This is a genomic window from Clostridium sp. 2218st1_F5_2218SCRN_220325 (genome assembly GCF_039062665.1).
In the GTDB taxonomy this organism is placed as follows: Bacteria; Bacillota; Clostridia; order Peptostreptococcales; family Peptostreptococcaceae; genus Intestinibacter.
Map to the genome: position 1 here is coordinate 99,336 of NZ_JBCLNH010000004.1, position 19,351 is coordinate 118,686.

General features: G+C 25.9%; 20 protein-coding genes. 2 read left to right on the plus strand and 18 right to left on the minus strand.

Features of this window, described 5'->3' with window-relative positions; all coding sequences use genetic code 11:
* Positions 1–15: 15 nt before the first annotated feature.
* From rpsB to ABCM86_RS04020, 12 genes are all read right to left on the minus strand, one after another.
* The gene (gene rpsB / locus ABCM86_RS03965; protein WP_195930328.1) at positions 16–741 is read right to left on the minus strand and encodes a 30S ribosomal protein S2; all 726 of its coding nucleotides are present in this window, start codon (positions 739–741) and stop codon (positions 16–18) included.
* Between the two features lie 259 nt (positions 742–1,000).
* Positions 1,001–2,194: a D-alanyl-D-alanine carboxypeptidase family protein gene (locus ABCM86_RS03970; RefSeq protein ID WP_343003527.1), complete on the minus strand. Its 1,194-nt coding sequence runs from the start codon at positions 2,192–2,194 to the stop codon at positions 1,001–1,003.
* 114 nt (positions 2,195–2,308) lie between these two features.
* Positions 2,309–3,343 carry a potassium channel family protein gene (locus ABCM86_RS03975; protein WP_195930324.1) on the minus strand — a complete coding sequence of 345 codons (1,035 nt, stop codon included), beginning with the start codon at positions 3,341–3,343 and terminating at the stop codon, positions 2,309–2,311.
* Between the two features lie 340 nt (positions 3,344–3,683).
* Positions 3,684–4,028, minus strand: coding sequence for a hypothetical protein (locus tag ABCM86_RS03980; protein ID WP_195930322.1), 345 nt, complete (start codon positions 4,026–4,028; stop codon positions 3,684–3,686).
* A 25-nt stretch (positions 4,029–4,053) separates the two neighbouring features.
* Positions 4,054–4,734: a hypothetical protein gene (locus tag ABCM86_RS03985; protein WP_295573855.1), complete on the minus strand. Its 681-nt coding sequence runs from the start codon at positions 4,732–4,734 to the stop codon at positions 4,054–4,056.
* Between the two features lies 1 nt (position 4,735).
* Positions 4,736–5,626 carry a hypothetical protein gene (locus tag ABCM86_RS03990; RefSeq protein WP_343003528.1) on the minus strand — a complete coding sequence of 297 codons (891 nt, stop codon included), beginning with the start codon at positions 5,624–5,626 and terminating at the stop codon, positions 4,736–4,738.
* A gap of 14 nt (positions 5,627–5,640) precedes the next feature.
* A complete protein-coding gene (locus ABCM86_RS03995) occupies positions 5,641–6,741 on the minus strand; it encodes a MoxR family ATPase (protein ID WP_195931560.1) in 1,101 nt (366 codons plus the stop codon).
* Positions 6,742–6,796: 55 nt separating this feature from the next.
* Positions 6,797–8,014 carry a VWA-like domain-containing protein gene (locus ABCM86_RS04000; RefSeq protein WP_343003529.1) on the minus strand — a complete coding sequence of 406 codons (1,218 nt, stop codon included), beginning with the start codon at positions 8,012–8,014 and terminating at the stop codon, positions 6,797–6,799.
* A 215-nt stretch (positions 8,015–8,229) separates the two neighbouring features.
* A complete protein-coding gene (locus ABCM86_RS04005; protein ID WP_195931562.1) occupies positions 8,230–9,396 on the minus strand; it encodes an AI-2E family transporter in 1,167 nt (388 codons plus the stop codon).
* 24 nt (positions 9,397–9,420) lie between these two features.
* A complete protein-coding gene (locus tag ABCM86_RS04010; RefSeq protein ID WP_343003530.1) occupies positions 9,421–10,356 on the minus strand; it encodes a protein kinase in 936 nt (311 codons plus the stop codon).
* Positions 10,357–10,570: 214 nt separating this feature from the next.
* A complete protein-coding gene (locus tag ABCM86_RS04015) occupies positions 10,571–11,824 on the minus strand; it encodes a VanW family protein (RefSeq protein WP_295733309.1) in 1,254 nt (417 codons plus the stop codon).
* A 179-nt stretch (positions 11,825–12,003) separates the two neighbouring features.
* Complete coding sequence (locus ABCM86_RS04020; protein ID WP_195930619.1) at positions 12,004–12,168, minus strand: hypothetical protein; 165 nt, start codon at positions 12,166–12,168, stop codon at positions 12,004–12,006.
* 265 nt (positions 12,169–12,433) lie between these two features.
* Between ABCM86_RS04020 and ABCM86_RS04025 the strand changes: the two genes are divergently transcribed.
* Positions 12,434–12,688, plus strand: coding sequence for a TM1266 family iron-only hydrogenase system putative regulator (locus tag ABCM86_RS04025; RefSeq protein ID WP_195930621.1), 255 nt, complete (start codon positions 12,434–12,436; stop codon positions 12,686–12,688).
* Positions 12,689–13,017: 329 nt separating this feature from the next.
* Complete coding sequence (locus ABCM86_RS04030; RefSeq protein ID WP_295733311.1) at positions 13,018–13,581, plus strand: hypothetical protein; 564 nt, start codon at positions 13,018–13,020, stop codon at positions 13,579–13,581.
* 162 nt (positions 13,582–13,743) lie between these two features.
* Here ABCM86_RS04030 and ABCM86_RS04035 read toward each other — a convergent pair whose 3' ends face one another.
* The 6 genes from ABCM86_RS04035 to yqeC form a co-directional block, all read right to left on the minus strand.
* Positions 13,744–13,941: a hypothetical protein gene (locus ABCM86_RS04035; protein ID WP_195930628.1), complete on the minus strand. Its 198-nt coding sequence runs from the start codon at positions 13,939–13,941 to the stop codon at positions 13,744–13,746.
* Between the two features lie 92 nt (positions 13,942–14,033).
* A complete protein-coding gene (locus ABCM86_RS04040; RefSeq protein ID WP_295761193.1) occupies positions 14,034–14,963 on the minus strand; it encodes a hypothetical protein in 930 nt (309 codons plus the stop codon).
* A 255-nt stretch (positions 14,964–15,218) separates the two neighbouring features.
* Positions 15,219–16,280, minus strand: a complete 1,062-nt coding sequence (locus tag ABCM86_RS04045; RefSeq protein WP_195930632.1) for an SH3 domain-containing protein — start codon at positions 16,278–16,280, stop codon at positions 15,219–15,221.
* 406 nt (positions 16,281–16,686) lie between these two features.
* Positions 16,687–17,733 (minus strand): XdhC family protein, encoded by a 1,047-nt coding sequence (locus ABCM86_RS04050; RefSeq protein WP_195930634.1) that lies wholly within the window; start codon positions 17,731–17,733, stop codon positions 16,687–16,689.
* Positions 17,734–17,745: 12 nt separating this feature from the next.
* On the minus strand, positions 17,746–18,558 hold the full coding sequence (gene yqeB / locus ABCM86_RS04055) for a selenium-dependent molybdenum cofactor biosynthesis protein YqeB (RefSeq protein ID WP_195930636.1): 813 nt from the start codon (positions 18,556–18,558) through the stop codon (positions 17,746–17,748).
* A 42-nt stretch (positions 18,559–18,600) separates the two neighbouring features.
* Positions 18,601–19,341, minus strand: coding sequence for a selenium cofactor biosynthesis protein YqeC (gene yqeC, locus ABCM86_RS04060; protein WP_343003532.1), 741 nt, complete (start codon positions 19,339–19,341; stop codon positions 18,601–18,603).
* Between the last annotated feature and the right edge of the window lie 10 nt (positions 19,342–19,351).

Sequence of the window (19,351 nt, forward strand, 5' to 3'; positions counted from 1 at the left end):
ATATTCTATAAAAGATTATTCTTGTACTTCTTCTGCTTCTTCAACAACTTCTTCTTCTGCACCTTGTCTACCTTCGATTATTGCAGTAGCCATAGCACCAGTTATTAATTTTACAGCTCTTATAGCATCATCATTTCCTGGTATAGCATAATCTAATTCATCTGGGTCGCAGTTAGTGTCAACTATACCAACAACTGGTATACCTAATCTAGCAGCTTCTTGTATAGCTATATTTTCTTTTCTTGGGTCAACTACGAATATAGCACCTGGTAATTCAGGCATTTCTTTTATACCGTTTAAGTTCTTTTCTAATTTTTCTTTTAAAGCTTTTAATTTTATAACTTCTTTTTTAGGAAGAACTTCGAATACACCTTCTTCTTCCATTCTTTCTAATTCTCTTAATTTTTTGATTCTAGTTTGGATAGTTTTGTAGTTAGTTAACATACCACCTAACCATCTTTCGTTTACGTAGAACATTCCACATCTTTCAGCTTCTTCTTTTATAGCTTCTTGAGCTTGTTTTTTAGTTCCTACGAATAAAACTGGTTTACCAGTTTCAGCTACTTCTTTCATGAAGTTGTAAGCTTCTTCAACTTTTTTAACTGTTTTTTGTAAATCTATTATATAGATTCCGTTTCTTTCAGTGAAGATGTATTTAGCCATTTTAGGATTCCATCTTCTTGTTTGATGTCCGAAGTGAACACCAGCTTCTAATAATTGTTTCATTGATATTACTGCCATTTTTACCTCCTGGTTTTATACCTCCGAAATGTTCAACTCCCTAATCGACCATTACTGGCACCTTTTAAGGATCCCATTTTCGTGTGTAATAATTTTGTTTTTTATTTTTTTACCTTCTGTAGTATATCATAAGAAAAAATAAATTTCAATAACTTTAATTTAATATATTTTTATTAATTTATTTCATATTATTTTTTTTATAGAAACCTTTATTTTACTATTATTAAAATACTTTTTTTATCTTATTTTATACTTAAAATTAAAAACCATGCTCTCTTAGAAATATTTTCATTTTATTTTTAAATGTTATTTCTTCTAAGTTATTTTCGCTAATTATATCTAATCTTCCAAGTTCTATTCCATCTGAATTATAGTATTTTATAACTCCCAATGAATCACCCTTTTTAATTGGATAATTTATTTCCTTTAATGTAACTTCACTTTTTATATTTTCATTTTGCTTACAAGTTATATATAGATTGTCTTGAGCTTTTAAGCACACTTCCATTTCTGGTATTCCATATATATATTTTTTGCCTATTAGTTGATCTTTTTGAATTATGTTTTTTGTAGCAAAATTTTCTTTGCCATATTTTAAAAGCGACATAGACGCTTGCGTTCTTTTATTTTTATGGTTTGTACCTAACACAACACCTATAAGTCTATTATCACAATCGCTTTTATTATTTCCTTTATATGTTTTCATTGAAAAGCACAGACAATATCCTGCATTTCCAGTATAGCCTGTTTTTACTCCATCAACATCAGGGATTAATTGAAGTAATACATTTGTATTGTTTTTACAAAAGCCCCTTTCTGGATAAGAGTATATTTCTTTATCTGTTATAGATGTTACTTCTTTTTCATAATTATCGAACATATACTTAGCGAGTATAGATATATCTCTTGGTGTAGATATATTTTCCATAGGAGGTTTTGAAGGCTCTTTCAAATTATAAACTGGTAGACCGTTTGGATTTATAAATGTTGTATTTTTCATTCCAAGCTCTTTAGTCTTTTTATTCATAATTTTTACAAAGTCATCTACGCTGCCACCTATATGTTTTGCGATTGCTATTGCCGCATCATTTCCCGATACAATCATAAGTCCATTCATAAGTTCTATAAGAGGTACTTTCTCGCCTACTTTTAATTTATAAGATGAACCTTTTACTTTAGCTATCTCTGCATCTATTTCTATGATGTCATTTTCTTTTACTTTGCCTTCTTTTATAGACTCTATAGCTATTAAAAATGTCATCATCTTACTTAAACTGGCTAAAGGCATTTTTTTATCAGGATTTTTTTCATATAGTGTTCTATTTGTCAATTGATCTATTAATATAGATCCTTTTGAATACCTATCAATATTGTCATAAGCTAGACAAGTATTAAAGGTAAAAATATTTAGGAGTATAGATATCAATAATATTTTTGAAACAAATTTTTTCAAGTCTTTCACCTTCCAAGTTAATAATAAATACTTTATTATTTTTCACAAGGTATGATTTTTTAAGCTAGTAATTATTTACTTACCTTCATTTATTTATCTCAGAGTATTATTAATTTATCTAAACATCCTTTTTATTATTAGTGCAGCCCATGTGCTTTGTATTGTAATACCAATAAAAACTTCAAGGCATACTAGAATTTTGCCTATTATGCCATTTATCATCATATCTCCAAAGCCTACTGTTGAGAATGTTATAACCGAAAAATACCAAAACTCAATATACATCTTAAAGATTTCAAATATAGAGTTTATATTTTTAATATTAAATTTTATTATGTCTCCAGATGTAGTTGTGACCCCTATTAACATGTATATAAACGCAAAAATACTTATTATTGATATAATGTATAAAAAAAATTTACTTAAATGCTCACCATATCCCATCAATTCTCTAGCTATATAGTTTAGTATTTTAGATAGTAAGTACTCACCATAGTTTAAAAAATCACTTCTATTTATAGTGTTGTATTTTCTTTCATAATAAGTATAGTATCCTATATTTTTATCATCATGTATTTTTTCAGCTTGTATCTCAGCTATAGTATAGTTTACCTTGCCTATATAGTTGTAGTTTGGAGTATAGTGGCAGTCTTTTAATGTAAATTTAGTTTCTTTTGAAAATGTAATTCCATCTAGTCGAGGTAAATTTATATTTCCAATCAATTCAAAACTCTGGCAGTTTATATTTGTATTTTTAAATATTTTGTTATTTATTATTTTTTCTACAAAATAGTTACTGTTCATAACTAAGTTTGCATTTATAGTAGAATCAAAAAATAATATATCGCCTAAAAACTTGCAATTTAAAAATTCTATTTTCCCATTAAAAATAAAATTAGAGAAATCTACCTTTTTATAAAAAATACAATTTTCAAATTTTAAATAAGTATACTCATATGTTAAGATTTCTTTTATATCAAAATCCTCTTCGAAATGAAACCTTATAAAATCTGTTATCTTTTTCTTTTTAATATAATGTTTAAATAGTATCTTTTCCCTTTTAGTTTTATTGTTTTTATGTAAAATAGATATATGTTCAGATTTTACATGTTCATTATATTCTTTATCATTTTTCGCTTTGTATTTCATATAAGATTAAATTTGGGCAATTATCCTTTCATTGTGATTATTTACAAAAAACTTAAATTTAAACATATTATTATCTCAATAAAGAAATCTTTATTTATAGATTTTAAGATTTAGATTTCATTCAATTCATTTTAATAAATTATATTTATAAATAAATATAAAAAATTCGCTTCACTCATGGCGCCAACGACTGCGTCCGTTGCTTTAGTTAATAGGTTAGAAATTATACATTATCCACAAACCAGATAATATATAATTTCCTTAGAATTAAAAAAGGACATATTTATAAAATCGATTTTATAAATATATCCTTTCCTATTTATCTCATTTTTATTCAATATTAGAAATTAGCAATACATAGATATTTCATAAAGAGTTCTTTATATTCTTCGTAATATCTTTCTCTATCATTAAATATTATAGCTAAGTTAAAAATAATATTTCTATCTTTTAAATCTTTTAAATTTTCTCCATCTGCTTTTATATCGTAAATTACTCTATCAAATTTGTCTTTTTTCTTTTTATATAAAGTTGCATTATATATTTTACCACCTTTATTTTTTATAAATTCTATAGCTTCATCTACATGTAAAAGCTCTCTAAAATCTTTATCTTCATTATCTAATATTTCAAATCCAGCTATATTCTTTTTAGAATATAGATACGTTTTATTTATATAGTACATAATATCTCCCCTAATTCACTTAATTTTAAAGACTATTTACTAAAGATAGTTTTTTTAGTATTTTTGAATATCTCTCATCAAATAAATCTATATAGTTATTTTCTTCATCTAATATATACATTATTTTTTCTTTTGAATTAGAAGTTGTAAATACAGCGTATTTTTTGCCTTTCATCTTTACATTAAAAATAGTTGAGTTAAAAAATCTCATTTTACCATTTCTTAATAGATCATTAAACTCATTTATAAGTGAATTTTTAATTATATTCCTTATAAATACCCTTGGATTTTTATCATATATATCTATAAGATGTTTAAATATTTTATTGTCATGTGAAAAAGTATCTATATTTACTATCACCTTATCTTTTGTAAAGTGAAAATAACTATTATAGTCTACAAGTCCCAAACTAACACATGCATCTTCTTTTATATTTTCTAGAAGATAAAGTATCTTATCACTTTTAGTATATAAATTGATTAAATAATTTAAAAAGAAATTTATATAATATTCGTCTTCATATAATAAGATGTCTTTTGGAGCATAAATAACTTGATATGAGATAGAATTTAACTCATGAGTACTATATGTAGAAAACTTATCTTCTTCTTTTATAGGCATTTTTATATTTACAACTATGCCTTTATGTTTTAATTTATCTATTTCTTCATTTATTCTCTTTATCATTGTTTTTCTATCTATCATATTAAATACCTGCTTCCAAATTATCTTGTAATTTTAATAATTTATTTATTAGTTGAGATTTTTCTAAATCACAAAGTCTATTGTCTTTTATATATATGTAGCAGTATGGTTTATTTGTTTTATTATTCATATATTCATAAGCACTAAAATAATATAAACTTTGAAACTCACCATCAATAATAACTTCTACTACTTTAGACTTAAATAAAGTTTTTATTTCTAAATCATCTAATGCATCTTCAAAACACTTTGGAAAATAGTAATCTTTATATTTATTTGGAATATATATTTCATTTTTAGTTTTTCTCAAAACAACTACACATGATAAAGCTTCTATCTTCATATTTTCAAATTCACTTTTTATAAATTGAACGCAATCATCTATATCATCTATATTAAAAGGATACCTAAAAATTATATTAGCACCGTCTATAGTCAATTTAGGTTCTCCTAATTCTAAAATAAGCCCTTCAATATCTACTAAATACTGTATATATTTTATAGTGCTTATACCTTCTAAAAACTCTTTTAGCCTAGATAAATATGTAGTTTTAAAATCATATAAATTATCTTTATGTCCGTCTAGTTTATAAGTATCTATTAAAGAAGACGTAACTTTTATCGTATTATCTTTATAATAATGTAGTTTAGGTGAACCTAATTTTTCTATTTTTTTAAGCTCATGAAATAAATCCTTTGTATTTTTATAATAAATACTGTCTAAACTATCAAGTATTGTACTTTCTTCAGTGAGCACTATATCTTTTATACTTTCATTTGAAAGACATTTTTCAATTGGCAGACTTATATCTAAATCGTATTCATCGAATAAAAAATTTATAATCTTGTCAAATTCTAAAATTATACTTTTTATCTGTTCTTTCTTATTCATACTCCACCTTCTATTTACTCAAAAATATAGTCATTTTCTGTTATAAAGTCTATTATGTCGTCATTATCTAATTCTTCTATAAATAATTTCTTTACGATTTTTCTATTTAGTGAGACTAAGTCTTTAAGTGCAAGTACTGTAAATTCTGGCTTTAGTTTTAAGAAGAAATTAATTGCATTTTCAAGTTTTTCTATAAGTTCTTCATCTATATCATCTATATCATCTATAGATTTAATTTTATTTAAACATTCTAATCGAGATATTATACTTCCGATTAATAGATATATCTTATCGTGTTCTGTTGGAATTTCTATATCTTTACCTGAAAGTATATCGTCTACACTTATAAGTTCATCTTTCAATTTACAAAATTGTAAAAAACTATTACATTCAATCTCGCCAACATTTCCTTCTATTTTATATCTAAGTATATCGTCATCAAAATCGAATATATTTGTATTTAATATATCGCTTACTGCGTGCCATGTTCTCGGTGATGCAAATATCATAGAAGTGCTTTCCGGTACAAAATTATGTAGTGCCCCTGGCTTAAAATTTAAGTAGCTTATTACAAAAGAATTGATTCCATTTTTATATGCAAAGTTTTTCTTCCATATATCTAAATCATATCCTATATCGTGGATTTCAAATCTATTTGCCAGCGGTGATGGCATCTGAACAAATACACCGTTGTCGTCTTCTCTATTTCCAAGTGCAACTATAAACCACCCTTCTGGCAGTATATATTCACCCAATTTTCTGTCTTGTATTAATTGATATGCAGCAGCTTGAACTCTTTTAGGTGCTGATGTAAGCTCTTCTACTAAAAAAATTCCCCTCTCTCCATCTCTTTCTACATTTGGCAAAATATCATTTGGAAGCCACTTTGTTCTAGTTTTATCTTCGTTTGGGAAAGGAATACCTTTTAGATCTGTTTCTGTATATAATAAAAGCCTTAAATCTATAAGACCCATATTTTTTCTTTCTGTTATTTGTTTTATTACTGCAGACTTTCCTATCCCCGAAGCTCCAAGACCTAGGATAGCTCTTTTTATATTATTATCGATATTAAACTCAACTATTTTTTCAAATTGTTCTATATTAATAGTAGACATATTTTAACCCCTTTATTTTTTAATTTTAAATTTATATGATTACTTACTAAAATTTTTACATATTTATTATTTTAGAACCCTTATATCCTTCAATATTTTTTGTAGTGGCATCTTCTGTGAGACACCAAATAACATTTCTAATTAAAACATTTGGTTTTGGAAAATAGCCATCAGTCAAAACTACAGCACATATATATTTTAATTTTTCATCTTTTATATAATAAAATGCACTATCTACATTAGTTCCTTCTCCTCCAACGGGTCTAGCTTTTTTAAAATTATCTTTATCTATATCAAATACATCTTGGACTATACTATCAAAAAATATTGCCTTTCCCGTAGCATTAAAATCCTTACATATATTATAAGCCTGTGACATAAAGTTTTTTAAATCATTTTCAGAAATAGAACCTGATGTATCTATTACAAATAATATATCTTCTAGTTTATTTTCATCTTCATAAGCACCAGGTAAAATAAGTTCTCTATATAGATGATTTTTATCTGGAGTATCAAAAGACAAGTCATCAGATTCGATATTACTCAAATATCGCCTTAAATACTTGTACCATGGAAGTCTAGTACCGATTAAATCTTCAATTTTTCTAATTAAACTCCCTGGCATATCCCCCATAGATTTATTTCCCTGCATTTTATTAGTGATAATACTCTCCTGGATTATCCTTCTCATGTTTGATGAAGTTTTTTGTATATTTTTAGGTCTAATTAAGTCTTCTGTTATATTTTGATAATTTATATTTTGACCTAAACCACTTTTGCCTTGACCATTGCTTTGGCTATTATCATAGATATCATCATCTTTTTTTATATTTTTATATAGAATTTCATAAAGCTGTTCAAAAGACAGTTTTTCTAGTAATGCTTTATCTTCATCACTATCTACCATTAATGAGTCTTTTGGAGGTGTAATCATAATTTGATTTCGCCTAAATTCTTCTTTTTCCATATCTATATAATAGTTTACAAGATAATCCGCAGCTACATTTGCAATCTTAATATCTTTATTTGCCATTCTAGTTGGATGCATAAAAATGCAGTGATAAAGCTGATGAAGAATATAAAAATTCCTCTCACTTTCACTTAAACTCTCCATATACTCCCTATTATAAAATATTATCTCACCATCTGTTGATGCAATATCTGTTGTATCACTTTCTTTTAACTCATCCAATTTCATCAAAATCACACCGTAAAACGGTCTTCTTTTTATTAAATTAATCTTTAATTTACTAATACTCTCCTCTATCGTCAAATCAACCACCCCTAATTACTTTCATGACTTAATTATAACTCTTTTACATATTTTAACAATAAATTTATAAAAATCTTTATTTTAAAAACTTTTTAAAACTCTAATTTATCTTTATATATATTTACACACCTTAAAATTATCCACAATTTATAAATGAATATAATTTCAAAAATAGCCCTTATAAATCAAATAATTTATAAGGGCTATTTATAAATCTACATATAATCTTTCGTATCTGTAGGTAAATTTTTTTCTTTTAATTTATATTCTATATTTTCTTTAATTATAGAATATATAATTGCAAATAATGGAACTCCTATTATCATTCCAATAAATCCAAATAATTCTCCCGCCACTAATATAGCGAATAATATCCAGAATGCTGAAATTCCTATAGAGTCTCCTAATATCTTAGGTCCTATTATATTTCCGTCAATTTGTTGTATTATAAATATTAATACTAAGAATACAACTGCTTTTGTCGGTGATTCAAATAATACAAGTACAAAACAAGGTACTGCACCTATAAATGGTCCAAAGAATGGAATTATATTTGTAACACCTACTATTACAGATATTAATACAGCATAAGGCATTTTAGCTATTGAGAATAGTATGAAACTAAGTACACCTATTATAGCTGAATCTATAATTTTACCACTTATGAATTTTCCAAAAGTATTGTTACTTCTGTGAGTTAATTCAAATATTCTATCTGCAGTTTTTCTGCTAAACATTGCATTTACCATCTTTTTAGATAATGCATAGAATTTTTCTTTATCTAATAATAGATAAACTGATATTATTAGACCTAATATTATATTCCAAATACTAGATACTAAAGTCATAATTATATTTGCTATAAGTGGAGCTATTTCACTTATAAATGCTATTAGTTTTGCCGATATTTCTGCTAACTTATCATTCACAAAATTTGCAAGCTGATCATTTATTTCAAAATTATTAATTAATTCTTGTGTTATACTTCGTGCATTTTCCATATATTGTGGAATTTGATTTACTATACCGACCACACTTTCTGTAAGCTGTGGGAATACAAAATGTATACTAAGGTAAATCATAACTCCAAATGTTAAATATGTAAGTAATATCCCTATCATTCTTTTTCTACTTTGTCTTATTTTATTAAAAACTTTTATATTCACTAATACTCTTTCTTCATAGAATTTTAGAATAAAGTTTAATAAATATGCTAATACAAAGCCAATAATAAATGGATATAATATTGAAATTAAATAACTTATTTTAGCACTAAATGATCCTATTTGTGATGCAAAAAAGTAAAATAAAATACTAATACATATAACAATTAAAGAGTATACAGCAACTGTATTATATTTGCTATTCCAATTTACTTTCATTTTTCCTTCCTTTCTCGCCAATTATTATAATTGCATGATTATCATGATAAGAATAATAATGCACATAATTATTGATACTAATTTGACCATAAAAGAATTATCCTTCTTTGGCTCTTCATAATAAACTTCTTCTAAGTCTATATCTTTATTTTCAACAATATCTGCTTTTACATACATTATTTCAGTTAAGTCAATTAAAATTTCATTGTAATTATTATACTTATCTTTTCTATCAAGCAATTTTTTTATAATTTTTATTAGTGGTTCATTAAAAATAGTTATTTTTTTGGGGTCTAAGTTTATGCCTTTATCTATATTTTTTAACATATCAAATTCTGTTTTTGCTATTTTAAATGGCATTTTTTTAAATAGACAATAGTACATTACAACTCCTATTGCAAAAAAATCACTTTCTATATCTGTATAATTTATATTTAATTGATGCGGTGATAAAAATGAAATATTGTCGTTCATTCTTATATTTACTCCCCCATTTGCCTTTGTTATCCCTAAATCATATATTTTTATATTATAATTTTCATCAACTAAAATATTATCTAGTCTAATCCCTCCATGATAAAAACCTTTTTCATCAAACATCCTCATAGAAGTCACCATTTGTTTCATTATAAAAATAATATTATCTAAAGTTATATTATTTTTATTTACTAAATCAAATAGACTTATTCCATTAAAATACTCACTGACAATATAATATTTAGATTCATCAGTTATTACATCTAAAATATTTGCTACATTGTCACAATCAATATTTGACATCATCATAGATTCATCTACTAGATTGGCTATAAAAGTATCTTTTATGGTAGTATTGTCCCTTATAACTTTTATATATACATCTGAATCTAATTGTAAATCTTTTGCTCTGTATAGTTTATCTATTTGTAAATCTTCATCTTTTTCATTATCAATTTTGTATCTATTATCTATAATTAACACTTTATCTCCCTCTTTCAAAATAACTTCATCATATTATATCATAAAAGTATGTCGCTAAATGGAAATTATTTAAAACTTAAGACTTTCTTAATGAAATTTTTGTATATTTTTATTTAAATCTATATTTTAAAAATTATACATTATCCACAAACCAAATAATGTATAATTTTCTTAGAATTAAAAAAAGACAAGCATATATGCTTGTCTCTTTTATCTATCCATTATACACAGCTGTATAAATTTGTTTTGTCTCTGATTTTCCATTTTTAGTTATTGTTCTATAAGTTTTTGCCCCTTCTAAGCCATTATAAGTAAACTTTGTAGTTTTTATACTTACGCCAACTCTATCTTTAGAACATCCATAAATTTGAGCTCCAGCAACTCCTCCACCTGCATATGCAGATATATATACTGGGTGATCAAAGTTATTTGTAAATTTAAAATCACTGTCGCCGTCATTTACCATAGCATCTCTTCCTACAGGAACATATGCTGCTTTTTTACTGTGGTTTCTAACTTGTGTTATATCAAGTCCTGATAGTAAAACTGCATTAAATAAAGTTGTAGAACCTTGACATACACCTCCACCAGGTGCGTCTTGGTAATCTCCAGCAACTATAACTGATGCATATTTAAATCCATTACTTACAATTCTAGGACCTGTTGCATCGTTGTAAGAGAAAGTCTCTCCTGGCATTACTACACTTCCATCACATCTATCTAATGCTAAGGCTATATTATAATTTCTTCCATATTGAGATTGATTAAAAGTAGTTGAATAAGATCCAAGTACTGTGTCAATACTTTTCACATCTTCTGTTTTAACTCTTGGTTGTGTAACATCTACTTTTAAAGCTACTGTCTCATAATTTTTATCTTTATAAGCCTTTTGAATCGCTTTTTTATTAGTTTCATCATCGCATTTAAGACCAGTTTGTGATTCTTTCACTGTAATTCCACCTGATACTGAAATTGTAGCATCTACATATTTTTTATTTATTTGTTTAGATACTTGTCCTATTTCTTTATCTAATTTATCCTCATCATAAGATACTTTTATGCCTAAATCATGTCCCCCAAATTTTGTACGCATATAAGTCATTACATTTGACAAGTATGATTTTTCTCTTGTTAAATTATAGGCTTCATCTACTACTTGTTTTGTATTATACGATAAATCCACATCTTTTGCATTTATAGTATATTCTTCATTATTATAAGATAACTTAAGATTTTTTATAGGATATTTAGCATTTACAATATCTAGTGCTTCTTGTTTTGTCAGGTTAGATACATCAATATCCTCTATATAAATATTTTTAGCTATTCTTCCATTATATAAATGTTTTGATGTCAAATGATTTATACCAAATACAAAGGCAATAATTATCACAGAAATAATTGCAATAATCATATTTCTTTTCTTTTTTGAAATACCCTTTCTCTTTACAGTAGTGTCTTCACTCATTCTTTCACCCCATTCCTATGTACTCTTTAGATTATATTTTAATTAGGAAATTAAAACAATAAAATCTTACAAATGTAACTATATTGTTACTAAAATATTAGCTTAAATGCCAAAATTTTATAAAAAAACAAAATAAAACCTATTTTTATAACAATAGGTTTTTATTTTTTCCATATTTCTTAATTCTTCTTTTCTTTTTTTATTCCTTTAAATTTCCCTGAACTTCCTATAAATATAAAACCAAATTTATTGTAAATTTCATTTAATTGCATTAATGTAACTTCACCTTTTTGTAAATTTAAAAAAGTTATATCTTCTAATTTTCTTTCGTATCTCACAGTCATTTTAATCACTCCTAAAATTAAAATTTTATTACATCATATTAATTTATATTAAAAAATATTCCTATCTCTTTATCCAAACATATGTTCTGTAAGTTAATTATATACCAAACATAAGTTCTATTTCAATATTTTTTTGGTTTTTAATGTAAAATTAGTCATTATAAAATTTATCCTCTTTATAGACTTTTTATAATTTAAAGACTACAATTTATATATACCTGCCAGAAAAGTTTGTCTAATCTGAAAGGAGTTAGGAGGAGTTAATATGAAAAGAGTTGCAGTTATAAGCGCAATACTAGAAGATCCAGATACCTGCCAACAACAATTTAATCAAATCGTATCTAAATATAAAAATATAATTAGAGGTAGAATGGGTATACCTTGTGAAGTTGAAAACATATCTGTTATAAGTATTGTAGTTGTAGGGGAATTAGATTCAATTAATAGTCTAACTGGTAAACTTGGTAAAATACCTTCTGTTCTTGTTAAAACAAGCATTTCAAAAAAAGAAGTTGAATAATTCAAACTAAAAAAATCTTCATTTGAAGATTTTTTTATAACACATATTTTATAACACATAGGAAATTATATTCCTTTTAAATTATAGATAATTATAATTTTCGTCCATGTGTTTCAAAGAAATCTATCTTGTAAAATGTCTTTAGAATAAAGATTTCTTTATAATTTATAAAAGAGATATCTATGCCTCTTTTATTTATTTCTGATGTTTTTATTTTCATTAATTATCATAATTTTACATGTATTTCAAATATTTAACATTTTTATTGTGCTTTTCACTTAAAATATAGTATGATATAAAAAAGGGATATAGTATAGGGGGGCAACAAGATGAGAAATTCTAATGCAAATAATACAATACTCTTTAGTGAGAAGAAAAAAGAGTTTGAAAACAGTAAAGATAATCATAATTTCCACGATCATAAAGCACTAAAAGATAAAAATGCTGAAATTATTTCATTATCATCTTATAAGCGATTAAAATTCAAAAAAAACCATTTTAAAAAAGAAGGCCATGTAGATACTAATAAAAATAAACTAAAAAATAAAATCTTTTTAGTAGTTATTATAGCTTTATTTTTATTAATATTTATCACTACATTTCTAAAACAAAATTCACAAAGTGAAGTTCCTTCTAATACATTTGTAGCACAAAGTTCTGAAATAAATAAGTCCGATAGTTCAGCTTACAAAGCAACTGTAAAAAAAGTCGTAGGTAAATACACTAATACAAGCTATAATGTATATGTTTCTGAACTACATCAAAATGGAAACTTAGTATATGCTCAAGGATATTTTAGCGTACCTAATGAAGGCAATGTAAATTATGACTTAATTTTGCAAGATAATTCGCCTACATCTTTAATAATTAACGGAAATGAATACATAAAATAAATACTCTTTATTAAAAATATTCTCAATAAAGAAAAATTTCAAAATATATGTATAGCAATTGTAATCAATCATAAAAGAAATATTAGTTTTTATAAGCAAAAAAGAGAAATGAAGAATTTTCATTTCTCTTTTTTATTGTTACTAAATTAAGTTAATAGTTATTTATCTCTTTACATTGTCTTTTACTGCTTTTCCTACATTTTTTCCTGTTTGTATAGTTTCTTTAGCAACTGAACCTACTCCACCTATTACATCTTTTCCTATAGTCCCTACTCCATTTATCAATTCTTTGCCTATAGAACCTACTCCATTTATTAGTTCTTTACCTACATCTGATACAGGTTTTGTAATTTTATTCATAATATACACTCAACTCCTGTGATTAAAAAATCTAAAGTATTTTTTATATATTATGATTTGAGGTTTGATTTAGTTACTAAATATGTGACAAATTATAACATTTTAATGGCTTCGTCTAAATCAATTATATTTTTTTCATATAGTCCATATCCCATAAAAGCAGCTTTGGCCACTTTTATATCTATAAATTTAGACATTTCTTCATATTCTTTAGAAGATTTTATTTCTATTAATGTATTTTTTAATACTTGATTTTCATCGCTTTGATTTCCAAAGATATATACTATTTCTATTTTATCTGAAAAACCAATTTTTAATTCTTTATATGGATATAAAAGACCCAACATAGTTTTTGCTTTGTATATTTCTATTAAATCTTGTTTTAATAGATTTAAATTATCGTCGTTTTCAAAGAAATTAGCCATATTATATAGATCATTTATAATTTCTTTAGATGATTTTAAATTTTTATATCCATAATACATTTTAAATAAAGCTAAATCTAAGTTATCGGTATTTTCATTTTCTACCGCCCATTTAATCCCTATCATATCGAATAAATAATTATTTAGACAACCTCTATATTCTATATCCCCTATAAAATAATCGCTTTCTTTTCCGATTAATCCATAATTATTTTCTTTAGCTACAATATGTTTATATTCTCTCTCACCTCCATCAGGCATTTCTATCTTCATCCATAAATCCATTTGTTGTTTTATTTTTGGTATATATTCTATTAATTTATTTGCCTTAGATAAATTATTAATTCCTGATATACATTCTACTACTACACTTTGACTATTTTCTGCTTTTATGTAATTTTTATCAAAATAACCGTTATATATATTTTCTCCTACTTCTTTTACTTTTAAAAGACTGCCTCCTCTATAATAGATATTTATACAATCTTTTCTAATTTCCATTGCTAAAGTAGTATCTGATTTTACATATTTTAAGATATTTCTTAAAATACCACTTTGTAAATCATAAATAAAATTATCTGATATTATCCTTTGCATAAAATCACCCCTTCGTATATTGCATTAGAAAAAGTATCACAATAGTTTATTAAGTATAAGTTAACCATTGTATAAAATAATTATTACAAAGACAAAATACATGCATGGCATATACTATACATATATTTTATCACAATTTATTAATTTTATATCACTACAGTTAAAAATCTTTACTTTAATCTCTACTAAAAATAGTTATCTATATAAAAAAAGTGCACCTTAAAGTGCACTTTTTTATATATATTAATGGTTAGATTATCCTAATATTTGTATTGTTATATTTCTAGATCCCCAACTGTAACATTGAGATAAAGTTGGCATGTATATATCTATTATGTTTCCTTTTATTCCGCCACCGCAGTCTTCTGCTACGAATACTTTGTTTAATTCTTTTATATATACTTTTGATCTATATGGTATTACACTTGGGTCAACTGCTATAACACCGTATCTTACTGGTGTTCCTAATGCTGTCATAGTACCACCTGTGTAAGCTACTGCTCTAACATTTAATGTTCTCTTAACAGTGTATCCATTTACAGTACTTGAACTTCCTGATGAAGTTGAGCCTGATGTTGTTCCAGTTGATACATATGATTTACTAACCCATCCGTATCCACCGTTGTAGCTTATTTTATACCATCCATTGCTTTCTGCATATATAGAAACTTTTTTACCTTGATATACTGATCCTATTTTGCTATATGATGTTGAAGCCCCACTTCTAACGTTTAATGAACTAGTTGTTACTGTTCCTGTTTTTATAACAGTTTGTGTAGTTCCTGTTGAAGTTGATCCTGATGTAGTTCCTCCTGTTGAAGAAGAAGTAGTTGATACATATTTTCCACTAACCCATCCATGGTCTCCATTATAGCTTATTTTATGCCATCCATCTTGAGTATCTTTTATTTGAACTGTTTTACCTTTACTTACTGTTCCTAAAACTTTATGTGATGTAGAAGCTCCACTTCTAACATATAGTGAACTAGCTGTTATTGTTCCTGTTTTAGTTGTTTGCGTAGTTCCTGTTGAAGTTGATGACCCAGCTGAAGTAGATGAGATGTATTTTCCACTAACCCATCCATCATTTCCATTGTAGCTTATTTTATGCCATCCATTTTGTGTATCTTTTATTTCAACTGTATTACCTTTACTTACTGTTCCTAAAATATTATGTGATGTTGAAGCACCGCTTCTAACATATAGTGAATTAGCTGTTACAGTTCCGCAACTTGCTGCACTTACTGGAGTTGTTACTCCTAATGTAGTCATTACTGCTCCTATAATCGCTGTAGTTTTAACAAATTTCTTTAACATAAATTATTTTCCCCCTAAATTGTTTTTTATTAAGAAAATCTTTATTATAAATACTTTTTATTATAAATAATTTTTGATTTTGATTTCCTTAAAACTTGTTCCTTAAAACTTGTTTAAGTAATTTCTATTTTCTTAAATTACTTCAGCTTTTATCCTGCTGATATATATATCATATTACATTTTCGTAACTTTTAAAACCCTTTTTTTGAAAAAAGTTACATCGTTGTTACTTTTTTGAATTAAGGCTTTTCTAATTTTTTTCCTCTAAAACCCAGTAATTTCAACGTAATGACTATTTTTAGATTTTGTAATTTTTTTGTAATCTTTTTTGTAAATTTTTTTTTATTTTTTTCATTGTTTTTACTTTTTAGGGGGAAATTACTGCAAAAACCCGGAAGTTTTTTACTTAAATTCCTTCTATTAAAACTGTCATCATTCCACCACAGACCATACCCTCTTCTTCTGCAGCTTCACCAGTCATATCTATAGTTTCTATTTTTAAATTTTTACTGCCAGCCATATAAGCTGCATCTGTTATAATTTTCGCTTCAGCACATCCTCCACCTATTGTTCCAATTATTTTTCCGCTATCATATACAATCATCTTACTTCCTGATTTTCTAGGTGTAGATCCTTTTGTAGATATAACAGTTACAAGACTTATTTTGTCATTTTTATTTTGGGCTAAAATTTCTAATACATCTTTATTTAACTCACAAGAGTTATTTACTTTAATTTTTTCATTTTTTGCAGCTAATTTACCTATTCTTTTTACACTTATTAATTCTGCAAGTATTGATATTGCTATTTCTTCTGGGGTTACAGCTCCTATATTAAGCCCAATTGGTGAATATATATTTTCTATTTTTTCTTTTAGATATCCCTCTTCTATTAGCTCTTCTTTCATGATTTTGACCCTTCTCTTTGAGCCAATCATTCCTATATAATTTAATTCATCTAGAGATAGTATTTTTTCTAAACAGAATTTGTCGTGCTTATGACCTCGTGTTACTATTACGACATAATCCTCTTTATGTATGTCCAATATTTTAAATGCATTTTCAAATGTATTGCATATCACATTGATATCATCACCAAATTTTTCTTTATTTGCAAAATACGGTCTATCGTCTACTACAGTTACATTAAACCCTACTTTTGATGCAAAATGACATAAATGGTATCCAACATGACCTGCACCAAATACAATAAGCCTATGCTCTCTTTTAAATACTTCTGCTAATACACTCTCATTTTCATTAATTTTTATATTGGCAATTAAATTCTTTTTAATAGCTTTATCTACATATTCTAAATTTTCTTTATCTAATTCATCTAATTTATATAGTTTTTTTTCTATCTCTTTTGTTTCTAAATTATATTTTGTTATAAGTGCTACTTCTTCACCTTTATCTAAATCTTCTAGTAGTGTTTGATATATTTGTCCGCTCATTTTATCACCTTTTTACAGTACTTTTATATTTTTTGTAAAGCACATATTTAATAATGCTTCTAAAGTTCCTCCTGCTATACATCTTGCTTTATCCGATATTTTATAACAATTTTGTAGTTCTTCTTTTCTTGGATCGATATCTGCAATTTTAAGACCTTTTTTAACATATGTATTGTCGTATATTATCCCTCTTAAAATTCCACTTAAAGATGCATATACATTTTCGCCACCAACTGTCGCTATAATTTGATTTTTTTCTACATAATCCGAAATTTTACTTATATTATTTATATTTCCTTCTCCTGGCGAATGTATTACTCGTTCTTTTGAATATCCTTTTATATCACCTGGAACTCCTGTATTTTTTGCTGCAAATCCGTCATATATAATTCTTCCTAAATTGTGTCCTCTCTTTGTTTCAATAACTGCATGCACATCTTTTCCCGCCTCAAATCCAGGACCTAAAGCAATAGTAATAGGAGCCATATCTATATTTGTCCCTATATTTTTTTTAGCTATTATGGCGTCTATCAATGCTACTGGCTTTATCTGACTTAACATTTCACATTTTTCATCTATTATTAAAGGGATATCTCCGTCTTCTAAAATCTGATATATTTCCTCTATATTTGATGCTAATCTACATTTTACTCCTTCAACTACCATCTCATTTTCAAATACGGCATTACAAAACGACACAGTTCTTCTTATTGCTGTCGGATGTTTACACTCAAGTACTACCACTTTTATATTGCATCTATGTAATTTATGAATAACTCCTGTCGCCAAATCTCCGCCACCACGGACTACTACTATATTATCCATAATCATTTCCTTTCTTATATTACTATTTATATTTTTATGAATTTATATTTTATAACTTGTAAAAATAACATCTATTTTAAATTCAAGACATAATTGTGCTATTTTTTTACATTTATCTAGATATTCCAATTTATCAACTTTATTTATAATTACTTTATACTTACAATTTACATTCTTTTTAAGTCCATTTTTATTTTTTATTATTTCTACTAAATCAAATATATTTATATTTTCTTTTATATTTTTGTGAAGTAATTTTGACACTAATTCAGGCCTGTTACAGGTTTCTTCAATTTTTTTATCTAAACTGTCAAATCCAATAAGTCCAATTACTAAATCTGTTTCTTGTATTATTACAGGTTCATTGTCTTTCGGCGCTTTTAGAGGTAGTCGTTTTGAGCCATCACCTTCTATTAATAAAAAATCCGAAATATCTATACATCTTTTTAATGTATCTTCATCTAAGCTCTTTACTTTATAGTCGCTTTCTTTTTTACCTATTTTAATTAAATTGTTTTTTTGCAAAATTTTTTTAAGGTTTTCTATATTAAAATCTTCATCAATTAATAAAAAATCTTTATCTAATTTCATATGTGTAGTTGTTGTTATAATTGTTTTTTTATTTAAATTTGATAATTCATTTCCAAGCTCAAATATTGTGCTTGTTTTTCCACCTGCTCCAACTACAGTTATAACTTTATCTTTATTTAAATCTATATCTAGTGCATTTATTAAACTTTTTTCTTTTACTATATTGTTGTTTTTATAAGAATAAACTTGCATAAAAATCACC

Excerpts from the sequence above, each read along its gene's own strand:
- yqeC (WP_343003532.1), bottom strand. The coding sequence starts at position 19,341 with ATGCAAGTTTATTCTTATAAAAACAACAATATAGTAAAAGAAAAAAGT.
- ABCM86_RS04050 (WP_195930634.1), bottom strand. The coding sequence starts at position 17,733 with ATGAGCGGACAAATATATCAAACACTACTAGAAGATTTAGATAAAGGT.
- yqeB (WP_195930636.1), bottom strand. The coding sequence starts at position 18,558 with ATGGATAATATAGTAGTAGTCCGTGGTGGCGGAGATTTGGCGACAGGA.
- rpsB (WP_195930328.1), bottom strand. The coding sequence starts at position 741 with ATGGCAGTAATATCAATGAAACAATTATTAGAAGCTGGTGTTCACTTC.
- ABCM86_RS04035 (WP_195930628.1), bottom strand. The coding sequence starts at position 13,941 with ATGAATAAAATTACAAAACCTGTATCAGATGTAGGTAAAGAACTAATA.
- ABCM86_RS04015 (WP_295733309.1), bottom strand. The coding sequence starts at position 11,824 with ATGAGTGAAGACACTACTGTAAAGAGAAAGGGTATTTCAAAAAAGAAA.
- ABCM86_RS03975 (WP_195930324.1), bottom strand. The coding sequence starts at position 3,343 with ATGAAATACAAAGCGAAAAATGATAAAGAATATAATGAACATGTAAAA.
- ABCM86_RS03980 (WP_195930322.1), bottom strand. The coding sequence starts at position 4,028 with ATGTACTATATAAATAAAACGTATCTATATTCTAAAAAGAATATAGCT.
- ABCM86_RS03985 (WP_295573855.1), bottom strand. The coding sequence starts at position 4,734 with ATGATAGATAGAAAAACAATGATAAAGAGAATAAATGAAGAAATAGAT.
- ABCM86_RS04005 (WP_195931562.1), bottom strand. The coding sequence starts at position 9,396 with ATGAAAGTAAATTGGAATAGCAAATATAATACAGTTGCTGTATACTCT.
- ABCM86_RS04020 (WP_195930619.1), bottom strand. The coding sequence starts at position 12,168 with ATGACTGTGAGATACGAAAGAAAATTAGAAGATATAACTTTTTTAAAT.
- ABCM86_RS04045 (WP_195930632.1), bottom strand. The coding sequence starts at position 16,280 with ATGTTAAAGAAATTTGTTAAAACTACAGCGATTATAGGAGCAGTAATG.
- ABCM86_RS04040 (WP_295761193.1), bottom strand. The coding sequence starts at position 14,963 with ATGCAAAGGATAATATCAGATAATTTTATTTATGATTTACAAAGTGGT.
- ABCM86_RS03995 (WP_195931560.1), bottom strand. The coding sequence starts at position 6,741 with ATGTCTACTATTAATATAGAACAATTTGAAAAAATAGTTGAGTTTAAT.
- ABCM86_RS04025 (WP_195930621.1), top strand. The coding sequence starts at position 12,434 with ATGAAAAGAGTTGCAGTTATAAGCGCAATACTAGAAGATCCAGATACC.
- ABCM86_RS03990 (WP_343003528.1), bottom strand. The coding sequence starts at position 5,626 with ATGAATAAGAAAGAACAGATAAAAAGTATAATTTTAGAATTTGACAAG.
- ABCM86_RS04030 (WP_295733311.1), top strand. The coding sequence starts at position 13,018 with ATGAGAAATTCTAATGCAAATAATACAATACTCTTTAGTGAGAAGAAA.